Genomic DNA, 17,836 nt, shown 5'->3' with positions numbered 1-17,836 from the left:
GCTTCCCCTTGCAAATGTGACGTGTGATTTGAATGATCACGGCAATGATAAGCCAAAAGGCGGAGAGCAGATTATGAAATGGCTGATGCGCATCCTTTTTGTTGTGGTCGCAGTTCTGGGCCTGGTCATCGGCGCGCTTTTGCTGATGCCGGGTGAAAAACTGGGCGCGATTCTGGCCGAGCAGGTGAAGGCGCAAACCGGGCGCGACCTGACGCTGAGCGGCGACGTGCGTCTGTCCTTCTGGCCTGTGCTGGGGATGGAAACAGGTCCGGTGCAGTTCGGCAACGCAAGCTGGGCAGAGTCCGAGCCGATGCTGAGCGCCGACAGTCTTGCCGTTGGCGTGGACGCCGCCGCGTTGTGGAACGGCGATCTGCGAATCAAACGTGTTTTTGCAGACAATCCCGTGTTGCGTCTGGAAACATCTGAAGGCCAGGTGAATTGGGAGTTTGGCACCTCTGCACCTGCTTCGACCACAAATAAGACCGAGTCCGCCGGGACCAACGGGGCGACAGGTGAGGTTACTTTGGATCAGCTAGAGCTGACCAACGCGCGGCTAATTTACGTTGAGAACGGCGCCACCCAGATGGATTTTTCTGGTGTGACACTGGCCGCAAGCTGGCCCGAGGTCACATCTCCCATGATCATGCAAGCCACAATGGCCGCGCTTGGCGGAGCCGTTGAAGTAGACTTGAAAATCCCGGACCTGCCTGCCTTTTCCGATGGCGACGTTACGGCGCTGGAACTGTCTTTGACTGCGCCGGGGGGCGAGATCGGGTTTGACGGGCGCGTCAATCTGGCTGGTGAAATGGACGGAACCACCAAAGTTGTGGCCCGGGACAGCGAAAGGATGTTTGCCGCATTTGGTCAGGCCGGTGTGTATATTCCACCGGGGCTGGGCCGAAGGGCCAACATCATTGCGCAAATGACCTATACGCAAGATGGGCGGATTTCTTTGCGGGATATGACCGCACAGCTGGATAACAACCGTTTCAAAGGCGAGGCGGACATCACCATCTCGGATCCACCACAGATCGTGGCGCGACTCGATACAGGTGATTTTGATCTTTCGCGGATATCTGAATCTGAACCTACCAAGGGCGGCACGTCTAAGTCGAGTGAACCGCCAGTGGATGGGTGGTCGAAAGAGCCTATTGATGCATCCGTTCTGGCGCTGGCGAACGGTAAAATCCGTCTGACTGCAAACTCGATCGCAGTTCCGGGAATGACTTTTGGAAAAAGTGATCTGACCCTGTCTTTGGACCGATCACGCGCAGTTCTGGAAATGCATCCGGCCACATTATTTGCAGGTCAGTTGAACGGCCAGATGGTTGCCAACAATCGCAATGGCTTGTCCGTAGGCGGCAATATCACGGCCAGCGGGATTGATCTTAAACAGGCGCTCGCCACGCTTGTCGGGGTTGAACGGTTGTCCGGCTCGGCTGCGGGCAGTCTGGAGTTTCTGGGCGTTGGCCAGTCTGAGGATCAAATCATGCGCTCTCTCAGCGGTAAGGGGAATCTGGATGTCGGGTCAGGGGTGATTTCCGGATTCGATCTGGATCGGCTTATGGGGCGAGGAACCGGATCGGGCGGAACAACAGTTTTCAACAGCCTGACGGGCAGCTTCACAATGGATCAGGGTGTTCTGGCTAACAAAGACCTGCTGATGTCGCTGAAGAACTATCGCGCTGATGGGGCGGGCCAAGTTGGGCTTGGCGCGCGGGATATTGATTACCTTTTCACGCCCGTAGCGCTTCGTGCCAATTCCGGACAGGGTATCTCGGTGCCGGTTCGTATTGTTGGTCCGTGGAGCAACCCGTCGATCAAGCCGGACCTGACCAAGGTCATCGAGGCGGCGGCAGATGTGAAGGTCAAGGAACTGGAAGACGATGCCAAGCAGAAGGTATTTGAGAAGGTCGGGAGTGAGTTGGATACAACCATCACCGACAGCAATCAAATCGAAGATGCGCTTAAGAAGAAGCTGGAAGACGAGGCGAAGAAAGGTCTGCTCAAGCTGCTTGGCGGAGATTGAGCTTGCTTGGCTTGGAGCACGATGATGCTCCAAGCCGATACATTCAGATGGTCTGGTCGTAATCACCAACACCCGGCTCGGTTCGGATGACGGCATCGATATCGGCAAAGATCGCGCGCATCTCAGCTTCGCTTTCGCTGCTTTCGCAAACAACCACCAGATTCGGGGTGTTGGACGATGCCCGCACCAACCCCCAACTGCCGTTGTCCAGAATAACGCGCGCGCCGTTGACTGTAACAACCTCCTTGATAGCGCGGCCCGCAAAGGTTTCGCTCGCTTCGCCTTTGGCAACCAGCTTGTCGACCAAGCGCTGAAGGATATCGTATTTCTCGGTGTCAGAGGCATAAGGTGACATGGTCGGGGTTGACCAGGTTTTTGGCAGCGCTTTGCGCAGGTCCGACATGCTTTGATCCGGGTTGCGGTCCATTAGCTTGCAGATCTCGACCGCCACGCGCATACCGCAGTCATAGCCACGCCCAACGGGCTCGGCCAGAAAGTAGTGGCCGGACTTTTCGAACCCGGCCAATGCGCCAATTTCTTTAACGCGTCGTTTCATGTGGCTGTGGCCGGTTTTCCAGTAATCCGCTTTGACATCCAAAGCCTTCAATTCGGGGTCACTGGCAAACAAGCCGGTGGATTTCACATCCGCGACAAAAGTCGATCCCGGATACAGCTTGGCCAGATCGCGGGCCATGATCACGCCCACCTTGTCTGCGAAAATCTCTTCACCCTCGTCATCGACGACACCGCAACGGTCGCCGTCCCCGTCAAACCCAAGCGCCAGATCGGCACCGCTGGATTTCACCGTGGCGGACATGTCGTGCAACATCTCCATCGCTTCGGGGTTCGGGTTGTAATGAGGGAAGGTATAGTCCAGCCGGTTGTGGCTGGGTACGACCTCGACCCCGATCCGCTCGAAAATCTCAGGCGCAAAGGCTGAGGCGGTGCCATTGCCAGTGGCACAGACCACCTTCAGCGGGCGGGACATTTTGAAATCACCGACGAGGTCATCGATGTAAGCTTCCTTCACGCCTTCGACGAATTCGTATGATCCACCTTCGTGCTGTTGGCCTTCACCGTTCAGCACGATATCGCGCAGTTCCGACATTTCGTCCGGGCCATGGGTCAGAGGGCGATCAAAACCCATTTTCACACCGGTCCAGCCGTTTGGGTTGTGGCTGGCCGTGACCATCGCAACGGCAGGCACATCAAGATGAAACTGCGTGAAATAAGCCATCGGGCTGAGCGCGGGGCCAATATCCTTAACGCGGATACCGGCCTGCATCAGGCCAAGGATCAAAGCATTTTTGATCGCCAACGAATAATCGCGATAGTCGTTGCCAACGGCGATCACGGGCTCAATGCCGCGCCTGCGTATCTGGGTGCCCAGCCCTAAGCCCAGTGCAGTCATGCCGGGCAGGTTGATCTCTTCGGGGTATTTCCAGCGGGCATCATATTCGCGAAACCCGGTGGGTTTGATCATCGCGTCGCGCAGAAAGCTCCAGGTGTTGGGTGTCACCTCGGGGAGGGGTTTGGTCATAACAGGTCTCAATCGTTAAATCTGAATAGGATTCGCTTTGGCCAGCGCATCAAAACGCATCAATGTGTCAATAAGTTGAGGCATTTGGTCCAATGGGATCATGTTTGGGCCGTCAGACGGCGCTGTGTCAGGTTCTTGATGCGTTTCAATAAAAACTGCGCCAATTCCCAATGAAACAGCCGCCCGGGCCATCACGGGCGCGAACTCGCGCTGTCCGCCGGACGAACCGCCTTTTCCACCGGGTTGCTGGACCGAATGGGTCGCATCCATGACAACCGGATAGCCGGTTTTTGCCATTTGGGGCAGGCCGCGCATGTCTGCGACCAAGGTGTTGTATCCAAACGACGTGCCACGCTCGGTCAGCAGAATGTTCTGGTTTCCCGTGCTTTCGACCTTGTCGACGATATTCGTCATCTCCCAAGGGGCCAGGAATTGACCTTTCTTGACATTGACAGCCCTGCCGGTTTCACCAGCGGCCAGCAGCATGTCTGTCTGACGGCACAGGAAGGCTGGGATTTGCAGGACGTCCACCGCTTCGGCCGCGATAGCGCATTGTGCTTCGGTGTGAACATCTGTCAGGACCGGGATGCCCATCGTTTTGCGAATGTCATCCAGAACCTGCAGGCCCGCATCGATTCCCATGCCACGCTTGCCTGACAGTGACGTCCGGTTCGCTTTGTCATAAGACGCCTTGAACACATATTGCGCCCCAGCCGCATCACAGGCTTCTTTCATCTTGCCCGCAATCATTTGCGCGTGGTCTGCCGTTTCAAGCTGGCAGGGGCCTGCGATGATGGTCAGCGGAAGGTCATTGCCGACTGTCAGGTCGGAGATTTTTACATGTTTCATGGGTCTTATGAGGATACCTGTTCACGAAGGACCGACGCGGTAAGCGAGATCATCAGGTAGATACCAGCAAATAACAGGAATGCCAAAATCGTATTTTCGAACTTGCGCGGATAGGTGGGTTCCTGACTGGGAATAGGGTTCACCGAAACGGTCAGGTACCGAACTTGCCGGTTGGCTTCGGATCGGGTCGATTCCATTTGCTGCATTGCCGTTTGCAGCATCATGTCACGGGCGGCCAGATCAGCCTGGGCGATCTGTATGCGCACGCTCAGCCTTGCCAGCGAGTTTTCGCCGGCTGAGGCATCCAGCATTTCGGCATTCAGGTCTTCCAGCACTTTTTCCAACCGGGCGATATCGGCCTCAACCCCGTCAACTTTGGCTTTGTTTGGTCGAAGGTTGTCCAGCAGGGCGGCAAGCTCAAGCTCTTTGTCTTGAACCAATATTTCGATTTCGGTAATTCGGCTTCTCAGGCTGGCGATCACGTTTTCTGGGTCCAGAACCGCGCCCTGAAGCTGAAGCTCAATCAGTTCTTCCTGCGCTTGTTTGCGCGCCTCCTGCGCGGACTCAAAGCTCTGGATGGCGTCGCGCATCTGGTCTTCGCGCTTTTTCCCAGACAGCGCGTTCACCCGGTTTTCCGCATAGGAGATCAAACGTTCCGAAAACTCGGTAGAGGTTTGTGGATCCGGGGCGGCGACTTCCATCCGGATGACCCCTTCTGTTGGGTCATAGCCGATGGTGATCATACGTTTGAACAGTTTGTATGCGTCTTCCAACGAGGCATCGGGCGCCAGTCTCTGGATCGGGTCGATCCAATCTTGTTTGAAGACATCAGAAAATCCTGCGTCCTGATCCAGCAGCAGCAGCGCCTCTTTCGATTCAAGGAAAGACTGTACCGAAATCGAATCCTGTGTTGTGGCAAACTGGGTTCCCGCCAACAAGCCGCCGACGCTGCCTGGCCCGCCATCGGCCTGTAGGATCAAAAACTCGGAATCGCTGGCGTACATCGGAGTAGCGATGCGGTAGAAATAGAAGCCCACGACAAAGGTCGGCAGAAAAACAAAAACGGCCAGACGCGCAAATAAGGCAAACAGCTTGCGCCGACGTCTGCGGGCAATGTCTTTCTGTATTTCCCCAATCTCAAGGTTGCGGCGTTCAGTGGGGCTGAGCTCGGGTCCGGGTAGGTTGGATTTTTCCGCGCCTACGGCCTGCGGCAGTTTTATACTGACCTTGTCTTTGGCGTTCTTGTTCTCGTTCTGAGCAGAGGGCTTGGCCGCAGCAAGATCCAGAAGATTTGTGCGTTGGAAAGGGTCGATGCCTTTCTGACGCAGCAGGCGCACGGCATCGTAATCCGAGGTCGCAGCCAGCCCATGTTTCTGCGCCAGCCTGCGCGCGATGCGCAATTGTCGGCCAGTCAGGCCCTCACGTTTGATGTCGTCCAGCTGCGCGCCCGGCTGGGCTTCATCTACAGAAGGCTGGCCTTGCGTTGCATTGCGAATGCGCGAGATCGCATCGGCCCGCGCCTCAGCCGAACCTTCGCTTGGCCGGTTGCGGTGCCCGCTATACTTTCTAACCTTGGGATTCGTAGTCATATAGCTGCTTAGCCTCTTCCAAGGATTCAAACATGTACAATTGACCGTTCAGCAAAACGGCGGCTTGCTGGGCAAACTTTTCCAACACAGACGAGCTGTGCGAAACGATGACCAGCGTTGTGGTCCTTAGTTTTTCTTTCAGGATTGATCCGGCCTTTTCGTTGAATTCGACATCCGTCGACGCAGGCATCCCTTCGTCGATCAGATACATGTCGAAATCCAGCGCCAGCATCAGTGAAAAGGTGAACCGGGATCGCATCCCGGCAGAATAGGTCGCAAGCGGCTGATCGAAATACTCACCCAACCCGCAGAGCCATTTGCAATAGGCTTCGACATAGTCCGGGTCCATGCCATAGATCTTGGCGATATAGCGCGCGTTCTCCAGCGCGGACAGTTTTCCCGACACACCACCGGTGAACCCCATGGGAAACGACACACGACATTCGCGACGGATCACGCCTTCGTCAGGTTTTTCCAAACCGGCCATCATGTTGATCAGCGTGGTTTTTCCGGTGCCGTTCGGGGCCAGAACGCCCAGCGACGTACCCAGTTCGACCCGGAACGAGACCTGATCCAGAATCACCTTGCGGCGTGTTCCGGTCCAGAAGGACTTGCTGACATTGTCGAATTCTAACATTCGGGGCCTGCTGCTCGTGTTCCGTGGCGTTGCCGTTCTTTGAGACGGCTGCAAAGGGTTATTTTTACCAATCCATGTTGGCTACATTATGTCGAATTATGAAACAAATGATCAATGCATTGCGGTAAAACCTGTGACAACTGCATTGGCGGTGTGGCTGGTGGACCCTATGTTCCCCATCGTGACACTTGGGCCGCAAGAGGTTTTGAATTCCGATGGACAGCCTTGCCGAGGAAATTCGCGCTTGCCGACTGTGTGCTGATAAGTTTGCGCAGACTGAAACAGCCCATGAACCCCGCCCGGTTGTTTGGTTCCGCGTTGGTACGCCCATTTTGATCGCAGGGCAGGCCCCAGGTGCGAAAGTGCACGAGTCGGGGCGGCCCTTTACCGATCCGTCAGGTGACAGGCTTCGGCAATGGTTGGGGATTGATGAGACGATCTTCTATGATCGTGACCGCGTGTCGATTGTACCTATGGCGTTCTGCTTTCCCGGTTACGATGCACGCAGCGCGGACCTTCCGCCGCCCGCCGTGTGCCGAAAGACCTGGCATGATCGGGTGATGAGCGTTTTGGGCCAGGTGCCGCTGACCGTTTTGGTTGGTGGTCATGCGCACAAGTATCACCTTGGTGCGCGAGGTTCGGTCACAAGCACCGTGCAAGGCTGGCAGGACCATGCGCCGCGGGTCTTTGCCTTGCCACATCCGTCCTGGCGCAATACGGCATGGTTGAAGAAAAACCCGTGGTTCGAGACCGAGCTTTTGCCGGTTCTGCGCGCGCGGGTCCAAGAGGTGTTGAATGACTGAAACCACGGCGTTGGACGCAGCACATGCCGCGATGCAGGCGGATCCGCGAAACGATGCCGCCCGGCTACGTTTCTTTGAGCGGCTTGCCGACAGCGAGCTGTTCCTGATGCTGACCGAGGAAGCGAAGGACGAGAATATCTCGCCCGAATTGTTCGACGTAGCGGATGGGCGCTATGTGCTGGCCTTTGACCGAGAGGAACGGTTGGCGCAGTTCGCAGGTCGCCCTGTACCTTACGTGGCGCTTTCAGGGCGGGTGCTTTCCGGGATGCTGGCAGGGCAGGTGATTGGGCTGGGCCTGAACCTGGAAACCGCGCCTTCATCGATGCTGGTGCCGGCAGAGGCATTGGAGTGGCTGGCCGAAACGCTGCAACACGATCCACAAGAGGTCGAGGAAAAGCTGGCTGAATTCATGCCGCCGTCTGGCTTGCCCGATACTTTGCTGACCGCCTTGGATGCCAAACTGGCAACCGCGGGCGGGCTGGCGCGCGCCGCCTATTTGGTTGCAACCAAGTCAGAGGCCGGCGCACAGGGGCATATGTTGGGCTTTGTCGATGCAGTTGACGGGGCCGAGGCCGCGTTGGCCAAGGCCGCGTCCGAGGCGCTGACCTTTTCCGGGATCGAGGCTGGTGCAATGGATGTTGGTTTTTTCGCGGCCAGTGCGCCCACTGCCGCGTTGCTGGCCAAAGTGGGGCTTCGGTTTGATCTGCCTCAGCCGCAGGTGGCTGAGCCGATGCGGGAAGCCCCCGGCAGCAACCCTGACAACCCGCCAATTCTGAAGTAACCGACAAGACGCAAACACGCGGCGCACGTTGCACCGCGTGGTGTTTCGCTTGGAATGCGGTTACTCCGCAGCCGCTTCCAACTTGTCCTGCGTACGGTTTTCGAAATCGCTGGCGTCATGGCGCTCGTGAAGCTGCGTGTGCGGCTCGCCAAAGGCGCGGTTGACCATTCGACCACGCTGAACTGCTGGACGCGCGTCAATCTCTTTGGCCCAACGCATGACGTTCTTGTATGATTCAACATCCAGGAACTCGGCAGCACTGTAGAGGCGACCCAGAACCAGCTGGCCATACCACGGCCAGATCGCCATGTCGGCAATCGTGTACTCGTCTCCAGCGATGAAGGTCTTATCCGCCAATTCCCGATCCAGAACGTCTAGCTGGCGCTTGGTCTCCATCGCGAAACGATTGATCGGGTATTCCCATTTCTCGGGTGCATAGGCGTAGAAATGGCCGAACCCGCCGCCCAGATAGGGCGCGCTGCCCATCTGCCAGAACACCCAATTCATCACTTCGGTCCGCTCAGGGCCGGACGCGGGCAGGAACGCTCCAAATTTTTCGGCCAGATGGAACAGGATCGAGGCGCTTTCGAACACGCGAACAGGCTCTTTGCCCGACCGATCCCAAAGGGCGGGGATTTTTGAGTTCGGGTTGGCATCGACAAAGCCCGAACCAAACTGATCACCCTCACCGATGTTGATCAGCCAGGCGTTGTATTCGGCCCCCTCGTGGCCTAGCGCCAAAAGCTCTTCCAGCATCACAGTGACCTTCACGCCGTTGGGCGTGGCCAGCGAATACAGCTGCAGGGGGTGGCGTCCGACAGGCAGGTCTTTGTCGTGGGTCGCACCGGCAATCGGCCGGTTGATATTGGCGAACTGGCCGCCGCTTTTACTGTCCCAGGTCCAGACCGCTGGGGGGGTGTAGGGGAATTGGTCGCTCATCTCTTGCCTTTCATGCCTATACCATGGCTGTCTTACAGCTAATATTGCAAATCGCCGAGTCCAACCCGGTGCTTCAGGCTTTTTCTGTAACAATCCGCGACCAAACTCTCACGTTTTCCCGTGCGGGGTCACAGGGGCGTTAGGAGGACTACGAACCGCGCGGGAATCGCATATTGTCTTGGCAGACCTGCCATGACGGCTCCACGGACACAGTTGATACGAAAAGGATAGACCACATGAAACACTTTGCATTGACCTTCGCTGCAGCCATGGCCTTGGCGGTACCCGCTTTTGCCGGACCTCAATATGTTGATGGAACCGGTTTTGCGGTTTCGGGCTATGACGTTGTTGCCTATCGCAGCCTGGATCAGGTTTCGATCGGCCAGTCACAGCCAGAAGGTGTGCGCGGAAACGCTGATATAACCGCAGAATACAACGGCGCAACCTGGGCTTTCGCGACTGAAGAAAACCGTGACAAGTTCCTTGAGAACCCGGCCTATTATGCTCCGCAATATGATGGCCACTGCGCTTATGGTGTGTCCAAGGGCGGTAAAGTTCCGGCCAACCCTAACCTGTGGCGCATCGTCGATGACAAGCTTTATCTGAACATCACCGATGTGGTTGTTGGCTTCTGGGAAGAAGATGTGCCGGGCAACATCAACATCGCAGAAGGCAACTGGCCAGGCATCGAATCCTCGGACGCCTCGACCAATGTTATCCCAAAATTCACCTCGGAAGGTCCTATTACCAACTGATCTGACAACGAGACTTTGAAAAGTTCAAAGCCCGGCTACCTTAGCCGGGCTTTTTGCGATCAACCCGCCAGCCAGAATTGATCCCGGATGTCCTGATCGGCGTCAAACCGGATCTTCACGCTCTTGGCCCCTGGGAATTTGCGTTCACGGATCGTGTCCGGGATCACCACCTCTCCGGCGCCGGTATCCTTGGACTGAAAGCTCAGGATCTCTGCCTCGGTATGTCGCGCACCGCTTAGCACCGTGGTCGGCAGAGCCACCCGATTTGCGCCATGATGCACAGGCGTGGTGACGAAGTAGGTCAAATGCCGACCGTAGCAGCCAACTGCGTCCGGTACATGGTCCGATACGCACGCTTCGGGTATGCCTGGTGCATCATCTTCGCCGTGTCGATGTGACAACACCTGATCGGGACTTAGCATTGCCTTGCAGGCCGAAACTTCTTCCTGCGGAAGTTCAATGATCCGCTTTTTCAAACGGGGACGGCGCGGCTGAGTCGGGCCAGCATTGCCCCCACCTTTTTTTGCCAAACCTTCTTTCCGCAGAAAGTCATAGGCGGCCTTGGCGCGTGAAAACCCAGAACTGTCCCCTTCCCTGTGATCGGGATGCGAATGAAAGGCGATCTGTCGCCACGCCTCTCGGATTTCGCGGGAACTGGCAGATGGGGGTAATCCCAAATCTGCAAGGGCATCGGTGCGCGCACGCACTTTATCTACAGGTTCCATACTCAAAACACTCATTACAAACTACACGCCCCATGTGTCGCCCTGGACATAGTTTTGTCAAATTTCGGGGTGGATTTGCGGGGGTGCGGATAACAATTGGGATCTTGAGATTCAATTGTCGCGAAAACTGTGAATTTGGTTATGAGAGTGTGAAACAGTTTGCACAAAGTAGGATGAAAATCGCCCGAGTGTGAACGTAACCCGGGCGAATCATTGATGATTTTGGTAAGTCAGGCGACGTTTTCCAGTTCAACCTGCGGCGTAATGCCGAGTGCGAAACATACATCCCGCGTCAGTTCCGGGCGGTTGAGGGTGTAGAAATGCAGCTTATCCACGCCGCCATCGATCAGATCTGAACACAGCTCGGTACAGATCGCTGTTGCCAGCAAATCTTCACGCCCGTCGCGCACAGCTTTTTCAAAGGCGTTTTCGACCCACACAGGAATATGTGTACCGCAGCGCTTGGCGAAATTGCGGGCACCTGCCCAGTTCTCGATCGGCAGAATGCCGGGCACAATCGGCTTATCGATTCCCGCTTTGGCACAGGCGTCACGGAACCGAAAGAAGGTTTCAGCCTCGAAGAAAAACTGCGTCAGAGCTTCATCAGCACCAGCGTCCAGCTTGGCCTTAAGCCAATCAACATCAGCAGCCATATCTGCGGCTTCTGGGTGAGTGTCTGGATAGGCGCCGACGCGAATGCTGAACATCTCGGTTTCGGCCAGGGCTTCGATCAACTCAACCGAATTGGCAAATCCGTCGGGGTGGGGTTCGAATTTGTCCTGACCCTTCGGCGGGTCACCGCGCAGGGCAACAATGTCCTGCACACCGGCGCGCGCAAACGTGTCGGCGATCTCCAATGTTTCCTGCCGTGAGGCATCGACGCAGGTCAGATGTGCAGCGACGTTCAACCCTGACGACTTATGCAAGGTCGAGACCGCGTCGCGTGTAAGTTCACGTGTCGTGCCACCTGCACCATAGGTGACCGAAACAAAGCGAGGGTCCAATGGAGCCAAGGTCTGAACCGTGTCCCAAAGACGAAAAGAGGCTTCCAGAGTTTTGGGCGGAAAGAACTCAAAGGAAATTTCAGGTTTGGACATAACGGCCTCGCTGGATCATCTGAGCCTCTTGTGCCATGGCGGACAATGTGAGACAAACTCATATTATTCAACAACAACATGAATGCTGTTCGAAATGCACATTGAGTTCCGGCACCTGCGTACTATCAAAGCGATCCATGAATGCGGTGGGCTGGCCCGTGCAGCAGACCAGTTGAACATCACTCAGTCTGCGTTAAGCCATCAGATCAAAGGGTTAGAGGATCAGGCGGGGGTCGAACTGTTTCTGCGCCGCTCGAAACCCATGAAACTGTCGGCCGCCGGGTTGCGCTTGCTTCGCTTGGCTGAACAGATCCTGCCGCAGGTTGAGGCCGCTCAGCATGAATTTTCTTCGCTGAGGGACGGGCGCACCGGGCGGATGCATATCGCAATCGAATGCCACGCCTGTTTCGAATGGCTGTTTCCGGTGCTCGAAGCCTTCAGAAAGTCTTGGGGCGATGTCGATGTGGACATCCGCCCAGGTCTGGCCTTTGACGCGCTTCCGGCCTTGCAAAAGGAAGAGGTAGATCTGGTGGTCTCGTCCGACCCCGAAGACCTGCCGGGTGTCGAGTTTGTGGAGCTGTTTGACTACAACGCTGTCTTTGTGGCGGCTTCAACCCATCCCCTGGCTGAAAAAGAGTATATCGAGGCCGAAGATTTTCGGGGACAAACCCTGATCACATATCCGGTCGAGCGCACGCGTCTGGATGTGTTCAGCCAGTTGCTGATCCCTGCACGGGTTGAGCCCGCAACAATCCGCCAAGTGGAACTGACCGCCGTAATACTGCTGCTGGTCGCGTCAAACCGGGGGGTTTCGGTCCTGCCGGATTGGGTTGTGCGCGAGGTCAAATATAACTCGGATTACGTGACCCGGCCCCTGACAAAAGAAGGGATCACGCGACGCCTGTACGCTGCGATCCGGTCGGAGGATCTTGAGAAACCTTACGTTCAGGAACTGGTGAAACTGGCCCGAGATGAGGCGCGCAAGCTGCAATCCCAGTAACGGCGTTTTCCGGGGGTCTGTTATGCGTATCATTCCTCTTGGCAAGGGCGCATTGCAGCAGTATACGCGCGGTTTGACCGGACAGGAGCCTTTTGACAATGGTTGGCAGTGCAAATCTCAACATCATGATCAAAGCCGCGCGCAAAGCGGGGCGTTCTTTGGTCAAGGATTTCCGTGAAGTCGAGAATTTGCAGGTGTCGATGAAAGGCGCGGGAGACTTCGTCTCAAAGGCCGATATCGCCGCCGAAGCCATCCTGAAAGAAGAGTTGCTGGGCGCGCGACCAACCTATGGCTGGCTGGCCGAAGAAGGTGGCGCGATTGACGGCGAAGATCCGACCCGCCGCTGGATTGTCGACCCGCTGGATGGCACCACCAACTTCCTGCACGGCCTGCCGCATTGGGCGATCTCAATCGCGCTTGAACACAAGGGCAAGATTGTTGCCGGTGTGATCTATGACGCAGCCAAGGATGAGATGTTCTTTGCCGAAAAAGGCGAGGGTGCATGGATGAACGACACCCGCATTCGCGTGTCGGGCCGTCACCGCATGATCGAGTCGGTCTTCGCGACTGGTCTGCCCTTTGGGGGTCGTTCGGATCTGCCGGCGACCCTGCAAGATCTGGCGCGTTTGATGCCCGCCTGCGCTGGTGTGCGTCGCTGGGGTGCTGCTGCGCTTGATATGGCGTATGTCGCCGCTGGCCGGTACGAAGGTTTCTGGGAACGCCGCCTGAACGCGTGGGATCTGGCGGCTGGTATCATCATCGTGAAAGAGGCTGGCGGCTTTGTACAGGCTTTGAACCCCGAAGGCAGTGTTCTGGAGGATGGTGAAGTGATCTGTTCGAACGAACCGATCTTTGATCAGTTCGCCAAAGTGATCCGGGGCTAAGCACTTTTTAACTTACTTGCGCGGAACACGTGGAATGCGTGACTGCGAAAGCTTGTACTTCGCTTCGGGGTGGGGCGGGTGCCCGCGGGTGCGGTCCCAGAACTGCGCGCCTCCACGCCGCAGCCAAAGCGGTATGCACAGGATCAAACCCACGGCAAAGCCTCCGGTATGGGCCCAATAGGCAATACCGCCTTCGTCTGGATTGCTGGTGATGCTGCCAAAGAACTGTATCGCCAGCCAGATCCCCAGCATGATGAAGGCCGGAATGGTGAAGACCCTGAAATAGACGATCAGGATCAGCAAAATATCTACCCGTGCTTTCGGAAACAGCAGCAGATACCCGCCCATCACACCTGCAATCGCGCCCGAGGCGCCAACGGTCGGCACCCGAGAGTCCGGCCCAGTGATGATGTGAATGAGGCCAGCGCCAATCCCAGCTGCCAGATAGAACAGAAGGAAGGGCAGGTGGCCCATCTCGTCTTCCAGGTTGTCTCCGAAGATCCATAAGAACAGCATGTTTCCCGCCAGATGCATCCAGCCGCCGTGCAGGAACATGGATGTCACAAGGGTTTCCAACCCAAACCCGTCGCTGACCCGCGCCGGGATGATGGCGTAGTCATAAAACAGCCTGCTGATCTTCGGCCCTTCATCCATGATCCCCACATAGCTGAGAAAGATCAGGATGTTGGCGGCCATCAGGGCATATACAACGTAAGGCGTGCGCCCCGAAGGGTTATGGTCACGGATCGGAAACATGATGAGACGCTGGGCTTTTGCGCGCCCAGCGTCAATGCAAGCTTATGCCGCACCTCCTAACAACGCAGCGTTTCCGCCCGCAGCTGTCGTGTCGACGCAGACATGACGTTCGCCCAGAACCCGCGCACGGTCGGGCTTGCCGGGGATCAGCGGCAGAATTGGGCCGTCGCGGCGCGCCAGATGCTGCTCGATCTGCCGGGCTGTTTCGTCATCCCCCCACCACAACACGCCTGAGATGTCGGTCAGGTTTTCCAACCGGTGCAGGTCCAGCATCCCGATCGCTTGAATGACCGTACCGCCAAGCGCCTGAACAGCCTCGGCCTGCGCGCGCGCTGCGGCCTCTCCAGGGCCCATACACAGCAAGGGTGAGCGTGGGTATTCGCTCAGGCGGTTTGATTCACCTGTGGGACCGGGCAAGGATTGAGTTTTGACCGGCACAGGCTGCCCTTGAGGGGCGGGCAAGTCGGCTATAGCACGCCAGGTATCCGCCGCATTTTGACGATCCGGCGCACAGAAGCGGGCCATGTAGTTCGGCCCACCCGCCTTGGGGCCGGTGCCCGAAAGCCCTTCGCCCCCAAAGGGCTGAGAGCCAACGATGGCGCCGATCTGGTTGCGGTTCACATAGATGTTGCCCGCATGGATCGCCTCGGTCACATGCTGCACCCGGTCGTCGATGCGCGTGTGCAGTCCAAAGGTCAGCCCGTATCCAGTGGCGTTTATTTCGGCGATGACCTTGTCGATCTCCTGCGCCTTGAATCGGGCCACGTGCAGCACAGGACCGAAAATCTCGCGTTCCAGCGCGGCAATACCAGAAACCTCGATCAGGGTAGGGGCAACAAAAGTGCCTTCGGGCGGCAGCGGAAGCTCTTTCAGAACCCGCCCTTTGCTGCGCGCTTTGGCCACGTGATCAGCTATGCCTTGCCGGGCCTGCGCGTCGATCACCGGGCCGCAATCGGTTGAGATCAGCCAAGGATCTCCAATGCTCAGCGCGTCCATTGCCCCTTTGAGCATTGTCAGCACGTCTTCGGCGATGTCTTCCTGCAGATACAGACACCGCAGGGCTGAACAACGCTGACCCGCCGACTGAAAGGCGCTTTCGATGATTGATTGTACTGCTTGTTCGGGCAGGGCCGTGCTGTCGATGATCATTGCGTTCAAGCCGCCAGTTTCCGCGATCAGCGGCGTACCGGGGCGCATGTTCTCGGCCATCGCGGCCCTGATTTTGAGCGCGGTGGCTGTCGACCCGGTGAAGGCCACACCCGAAATGCGTTCATCCGACGTCAGCGCTGCGCCTACAGCAGGTCCTCCGGGCAGCAATTGCAGTGCGTCGCGCGGTACGCCCGCCTCGTGCATCAATTGAATGGCGCGATGCGCAACCAATGGCGTTTGCGGTGCAGGCTTGGCCAACACAGCATTTCCGGTGGCCAGCGCCGCTGCGATCTGCCCTGAGAAAATGGCCAGAGGGAAGTTCCACGGGCTGATACAGGTGAAAATACCCGCAGGCTTGGCCGCAGGAATGTTGGCCGCGTAATACCGTAGGAAGTCCACCGCCTCGCGCAGTTCCGCCACCGCGTCAGGCAGGGATTTCCCGGCTTCGCGAGCAAGAAGGGCGAAAAGCTCGCCATAGTTCGCTTCATAAAGATCGGCAGCAGCGTTCAGAACGCGCGAACGCTCAGCAGCCGGTGTGTCCCAGGGGTTGGCCGAGGCCAGGGCCAACTCTACATCCGCCGCGCTGGCTGGCGCAACGAATCCGGGCCGGTCCTGCGGGTTGGCCGGGTTGGTAACAGGTTCTTCGGCCTCTGGTTTGGCCTTGTCGGCCAATAGAGGTTGAGCAAACCAGTGATAGGCCCGGAACCCATCCCGCGCCGCCTCGATCCGATCCAGAGTGGGTGTGTGGTGCAGATCAAACCCTTTGGAGTTAGGGCGTTCTGGTTGAAACAGCTCGGGCCCTGTCGGCAGGGCGGGCGGCGGCGTCTGTACAATGACAAACGGATCTGCGGCGACCTCTTCCGGGGGCACGTTTTCATCGACGATCTGGTTCACGAAAGAAGAGTTTGCCCCGTTTTCCAACAGGCGTCGCACCAGATATGCCAGCAGGTCACGATGCGCCCCGACCGGCGCATAAATCCGGCACCGGGTGTTCTGTTTGTTCATCACGATCTGATGCAAAGTTTCGCCCATGCCGTGCAGGCGTTGGAACTCATAGGGCTGCTCGTCAGCCATATGCCGAATGGCGCTGACCGTATGGGCGTTATGGGTGGCAAATTGCGGATAGATTCGGTCGGTCATGTTCAGCAACTTGCGGGCATTGGCGATGTAGGAAACATCGGTTGCCGCCTTGTGGGTGAACACCGGAAACCCATCCACGCCTTCGACTTGCGCGCGTTTGATCTCGGTGTCCCAATAGGCCCCTTTGACCAGGCGCACCATCAGCTTGCGGTCGTGGCGCTGCGCCATGTCGTACAGCGTATCCAGAACCAGCCCGGCGCGCGGTCCGTAAGCCTGCACCACGATACCGAACCCGTGCCACCCGGCGAGGGCCGGATCAGACATGACCGCTTCGATAACCTGCAGCGATAGCGACAGGCGGTCTGCCTCTTCTGCATCGACGTTCAGACCCATGCCGGCGGCTTTGGCCAGCAATGCAAGAGCCCGCAGTCGCGGGACCAACTCGTCCATGACCCTCTGTTCTTGCGCCAGCTCATAGCGAGGATGCAGGGCGGACAGCTTGACCGAGATACCTGGATTGGCACGGATGTCGTCATGGGTGCAAGCATCGGCAATGGCCGAAATAGCGCGGGAGTATGACAGGTGATAGCGCGCTGCGTCCGCCTCAGTCCGCGCGGCTTCGCCCAGCATATCGTAGGAGTAGGTATAGCCCTTTCCCTCCATTCCACGGGCGCGATCCATCGCGGATTGAATGGATTCACCCAGAACGAATTGCCGTCCCATTTCCTTCATCGCTCGGGCCACGGCGGTTCGGATCACTGGCTCACCCAGTCGTTTTATGGCCCCTCGCAATGCCCCGACCGGAGAGGCTTTGCCCTCGTCCAGAACCTTACCGGTCAGCATCAGCGCCCACGTGGACGCGTTCACCAGCGATGACGAGGATTTTCCCAGATGTTTGCCCCAGTCGGACGGAGCGATCTTGTCATCGATCAACGCGTCGATAGTGTCAGCATCCGGCACGCGCAGCAACGCTTCGGCCAAACACATCAATGCGATGCCTTCATCAGTAGACAGGCCGTATTCGGCCAGAAACACTTCCATCAACCCCGGCGAAGTGCTGGAGCGGATGTCGCGAACCAACTGCGCCGCGGCGGCGCAGATTGTGACACGATCTGCATCCGTCAGGTCTGCTTGAGTGATCAGGGTATCAAGGACAGCCGATTGATCGGCATAGGTTGGCGTGTCGATAAGTGTGCGCAGGCTGTGTGACATGAGTCCTCCGG

15 protein-coding genes are annotated in these 17,836 nt (G+C 57.4%); 6 read left to right on the top strand and 9 right to left on the bottom strand.

Going from position 1 to position 17,836, the window contains the following annotated elements:
• The first annotated feature begins 73 nt into the window (after positions 1-73).
• Complete coding sequence (locus I9187_RS10935; RefSeq protein WP_209940192.1) at positions 74-2,029, top strand: AsmA family protein; 1,956 nt, start codon at positions 74-76, stop codon at positions 2,027-2,029.
• Positions 2,030-2,072: 43 nt separating this feature from the next.
• Here the strand turns inward: I9187_RS10935 and I9187_RS10930 are convergent, their stop codons facing one another.
• The 4 genes from I9187_RS10930 to I9187_RS10915 are packed head-to-tail and all read right to left on the bottom strand — an operon-like array spanning position 2,073 to position 6,644.
• Positions 2,073-3,569 carry a phosphomannomutase/phosphoglucomutase gene (locus I9187_RS10930; RefSeq protein ID WP_171176060.1) on the bottom strand — a complete coding sequence of 499 codons (1,497 nt, stop codon included), beginning with the start codon at positions 3,567-3,569 and terminating at the stop codon, positions 2,073-2,075.
• Positions 3,570-3,584: 15 nt separating this feature from the next.
• The gene (gene kdsA / locus I9187_RS10925) at positions 3,585-4,418 is read right to left on the bottom strand and encodes a 3-deoxy-8-phosphooctulonate synthase (protein WP_171176058.1); all 834 of its coding nucleotides are present in this window, start codon (positions 4,416-4,418) and stop codon (positions 3,585-3,587) included.
• Positions 4,419-4,423: 5 nt separating this feature from the next.
• Entirely contained in the window at positions 4,424-6,007 is a 1,584-nt protein-coding gene (locus I9187_RS10920; protein ID WP_171238549.1) for a capsule biosynthesis protein, read from the bottom strand.
• Positions 5,985-6,644, bottom strand: a complete 660-nt coding sequence (locus I9187_RS10915) for an ATP-binding cassette domain-containing protein (RefSeq protein WP_171176054.1) — start codon at positions 6,642-6,644, stop codon at positions 5,985-5,987. The genes I9187_RS10920 and I9187_RS10915 overlap by 23 nt, the downstream gene beginning before the upstream one ends.
• Before the next feature lie 215 nt (positions 6,645-6,859).
• Between I9187_RS10915 and I9187_RS10910 the strand changes: the two genes are divergently transcribed.
• The gene (locus I9187_RS10910; protein ID WP_171176053.1) at positions 6,860-7,447 is read left to right on the top strand and encodes a uracil-DNA glycosylase family protein; all 588 of its coding nucleotides are present in this window, start codon (positions 6,860-6,862) and stop codon (positions 7,445-7,447) included.
• Entirely contained in the window at positions 7,440-8,228 is a 789-nt protein-coding gene (locus I9187_RS10905) for an SseB family protein (protein WP_171176051.1), read from the top strand. Before I9187_RS10910 ends, I9187_RS10905 begins: the two co-directional genes overlap by 8 nt.
• Positions 8,229-8,288: 60 nt before the next feature.
• On the opposite strand, the gene yghU is transcribed toward I9187_RS10905, so the two are convergent.
• The gene (gene yghU / locus I9187_RS10900; RefSeq protein ID WP_171176049.1) at positions 8,289-9,167 is read right to left on the bottom strand and encodes a glutathione-dependent disulfide-bond oxidoreductase; all 879 of its coding nucleotides are present in this window, start codon (positions 9,165-9,167) and stop codon (positions 8,289-8,291) included.
• 236 nt (positions 9,168-9,403) lie between these two features.
• Here yghU and I9187_RS10895 point away from each other — a divergent pair, with 236 nt between their 5' ends.
• A complete protein-coding gene (locus I9187_RS10895) occupies positions 9,404-9,922 on the top strand; it encodes a YHS domain-containing (seleno)protein (protein WP_171176047.1) in 519 nt (172 codons plus the stop codon).
• Positions 9,923-9,981: 59 nt separating this feature from the next.
• Here I9187_RS10895 and I9187_RS10890 read toward each other — a convergent pair whose 3' ends face one another.
• Together I9187_RS10890 and metF are read right to left on the bottom strand one after the other, a co-directional pair.
• Entirely contained in the window at positions 9,982-10,647 is a 666-nt protein-coding gene (locus I9187_RS10890; protein ID WP_171176045.1) for a J domain-containing protein, read from the bottom strand.
• A 230-nt stretch (positions 10,648-10,877) separates the two neighbouring features.
• Positions 10,878-11,744, bottom strand: coding sequence for a methylenetetrahydrofolate reductase [NAD(P)H] (metF, locus tag I9187_RS10885; protein ID WP_171176043.1), 867 nt, complete (start codon positions 11,742-11,744; stop codon positions 10,878-10,880).
• 94 nt (positions 11,745-11,838) lie between these two features.
• Here metF and I9187_RS10880 point away from each other — a divergent pair, with 94 nt between their 5' ends.
• Together I9187_RS10880 and I9187_RS10875 are read left to right on the top strand one after the other, a co-directional pair.
• Positions 11,839-12,744, top strand: coding sequence for a LysR family transcriptional regulator (locus tag I9187_RS10880; RefSeq protein WP_171176278.1), 906 nt, complete (start codon positions 11,839-11,841; stop codon positions 12,742-12,744).
• A gap of 98 nt (positions 12,745-12,842) precedes the next feature.
• Positions 12,843-13,628, top strand: coding sequence for an inositol monophosphatase family protein (locus tag I9187_RS10875; protein ID WP_171176041.1), 786 nt, complete (start codon positions 12,843-12,845; stop codon positions 13,626-13,628).
• Positions 13,629-13,640: 12 nt separating this feature from the next.
• On the opposite strand, the gene I9187_RS10870 is transcribed toward I9187_RS10875, so the two are convergent.
• Positions 13,641-14,384, bottom strand: a complete 744-nt coding sequence (locus tag I9187_RS10870) for a rhomboid family intramembrane serine protease (RefSeq protein ID WP_209940191.1) — start codon at positions 14,382-14,384, stop codon at positions 13,641-13,643.
• 42 nt (positions 14,385-14,426) lie between these two features.
• Positions 14,427-17,825, bottom strand: a complete 3,399-nt coding sequence (gene putA, locus I9187_RS10865; protein WP_209940190.1) for a bifunctional proline dehydrogenase/L-glutamate gamma-semialdehyde dehydrogenase PutA — start codon at positions 17,823-17,825, stop codon at positions 14,427-14,429.
• Between the last annotated feature and the right edge of the window lie 11 nt (positions 17,826-17,836).

The organism is Ruegeria sp. HKCCE4148 (assembly GCF_017872495.1).
In the GTDB taxonomy this organism is placed as follows: Bacteria; Pseudomonadota; Alphaproteobacteria; order Rhodobacterales; family Rhodobacteraceae; genus Ruegeria.
The sequence above is the reverse complement of the archived record's forward strand: the minus strand, read 5'-3'. Positions and strand labels throughout refer to the sequence as shown.

Excerpts from the sequence above, each read along its gene's own strand:
- I9187_RS10935 (WP_209940192.1), top strand. The coding sequence starts at position 74 with ATGAAATGGCTGATGCGCATCCTTTTTGTTGTGGTCGCAGTTCTGGGC.
- I9187_RS10930 (WP_171176060.1), bottom strand. The coding sequence starts at position 3,569 with ATGACCAAACCCCTCCCCGAGGTGACACCCAACACCTGGAGCTTTCTG.
- kdsA (WP_171176058.1), bottom strand. The coding sequence starts at position 4,418 with ATGAAACATGTAAAAATCTCCGACCTGACAGTCGGCAATGACCTTCCG.
- I9187_RS10920 (WP_171238549.1), bottom strand. The coding sequence starts at position 6,007 with ATGACTACGAATCCCAAGGTTAGAAAGTATAGCGGGCACCGCAACCGG.
- I9187_RS10915 (WP_171176054.1), bottom strand. The coding sequence starts at position 6,644 with ATGTTAGAATTCGACAATGTCAGCAAGTCCTTCTGGACCGGAACACGC.
- I9187_RS10910 (WP_171176053.1), top strand. The coding sequence starts at position 6,860 with ATGGACAGCCTTGCCGAGGAAATTCGCGCTTGCCGACTGTGTGCTGAT.
- I9187_RS10905 (WP_171176051.1), top strand. The coding sequence starts at position 7,440 with ATGACTGAAACCACGGCGTTGGACGCAGCACATGCCGCGATGCAGGCG.
- yghU (WP_171176049.1), bottom strand. The coding sequence starts at position 9,167 with ATGAGCGACCAATTCCCCTACACCCCCCCAGCGGTCTGGACCTGGGAC.
- I9187_RS10895 (WP_171176047.1), top strand. The coding sequence starts at position 9,404 with ATGAAACACTTTGCATTGACCTTCGCTGCAGCCATGGCCTTGGCGGTA.
- I9187_RS10890 (WP_171176045.1), bottom strand. The coding sequence starts at position 10,647 with ATGGAACCTGTAGATAAAGTGCGTGCGCGCACCGATGCCCTTGCAGAT.
- metF (WP_171176043.1), bottom strand. The coding sequence starts at position 11,744 with ATGTCCAAACCTGAAATTTCCTTTGAGTTCTTTCCGCCCAAAACTCTG.
- I9187_RS10880 (WP_171176278.1), top strand. The coding sequence starts at position 11,839 with ATGCACATTGAGTTCCGGCACCTGCGTACTATCAAAGCGATCCATGAA.
- I9187_RS10875 (WP_171176041.1), top strand. The coding sequence starts at position 12,843 with ATGGTTGGCAGTGCAAATCTCAACATCATGATCAAAGCCGCGCGCAAA.
- I9187_RS10870 (WP_209940191.1), bottom strand. The coding sequence starts at position 14,384 with ATGTTTCCGATCCGTGACCATAACCCTTCGGGGCGCACGCCTTACGTT.
- putA (WP_209940190.1), bottom strand. The coding sequence starts at position 17,825 with ATGTCACACAGCCTGCGCACACTTATCGACACGCCAACCTATGCCGAT.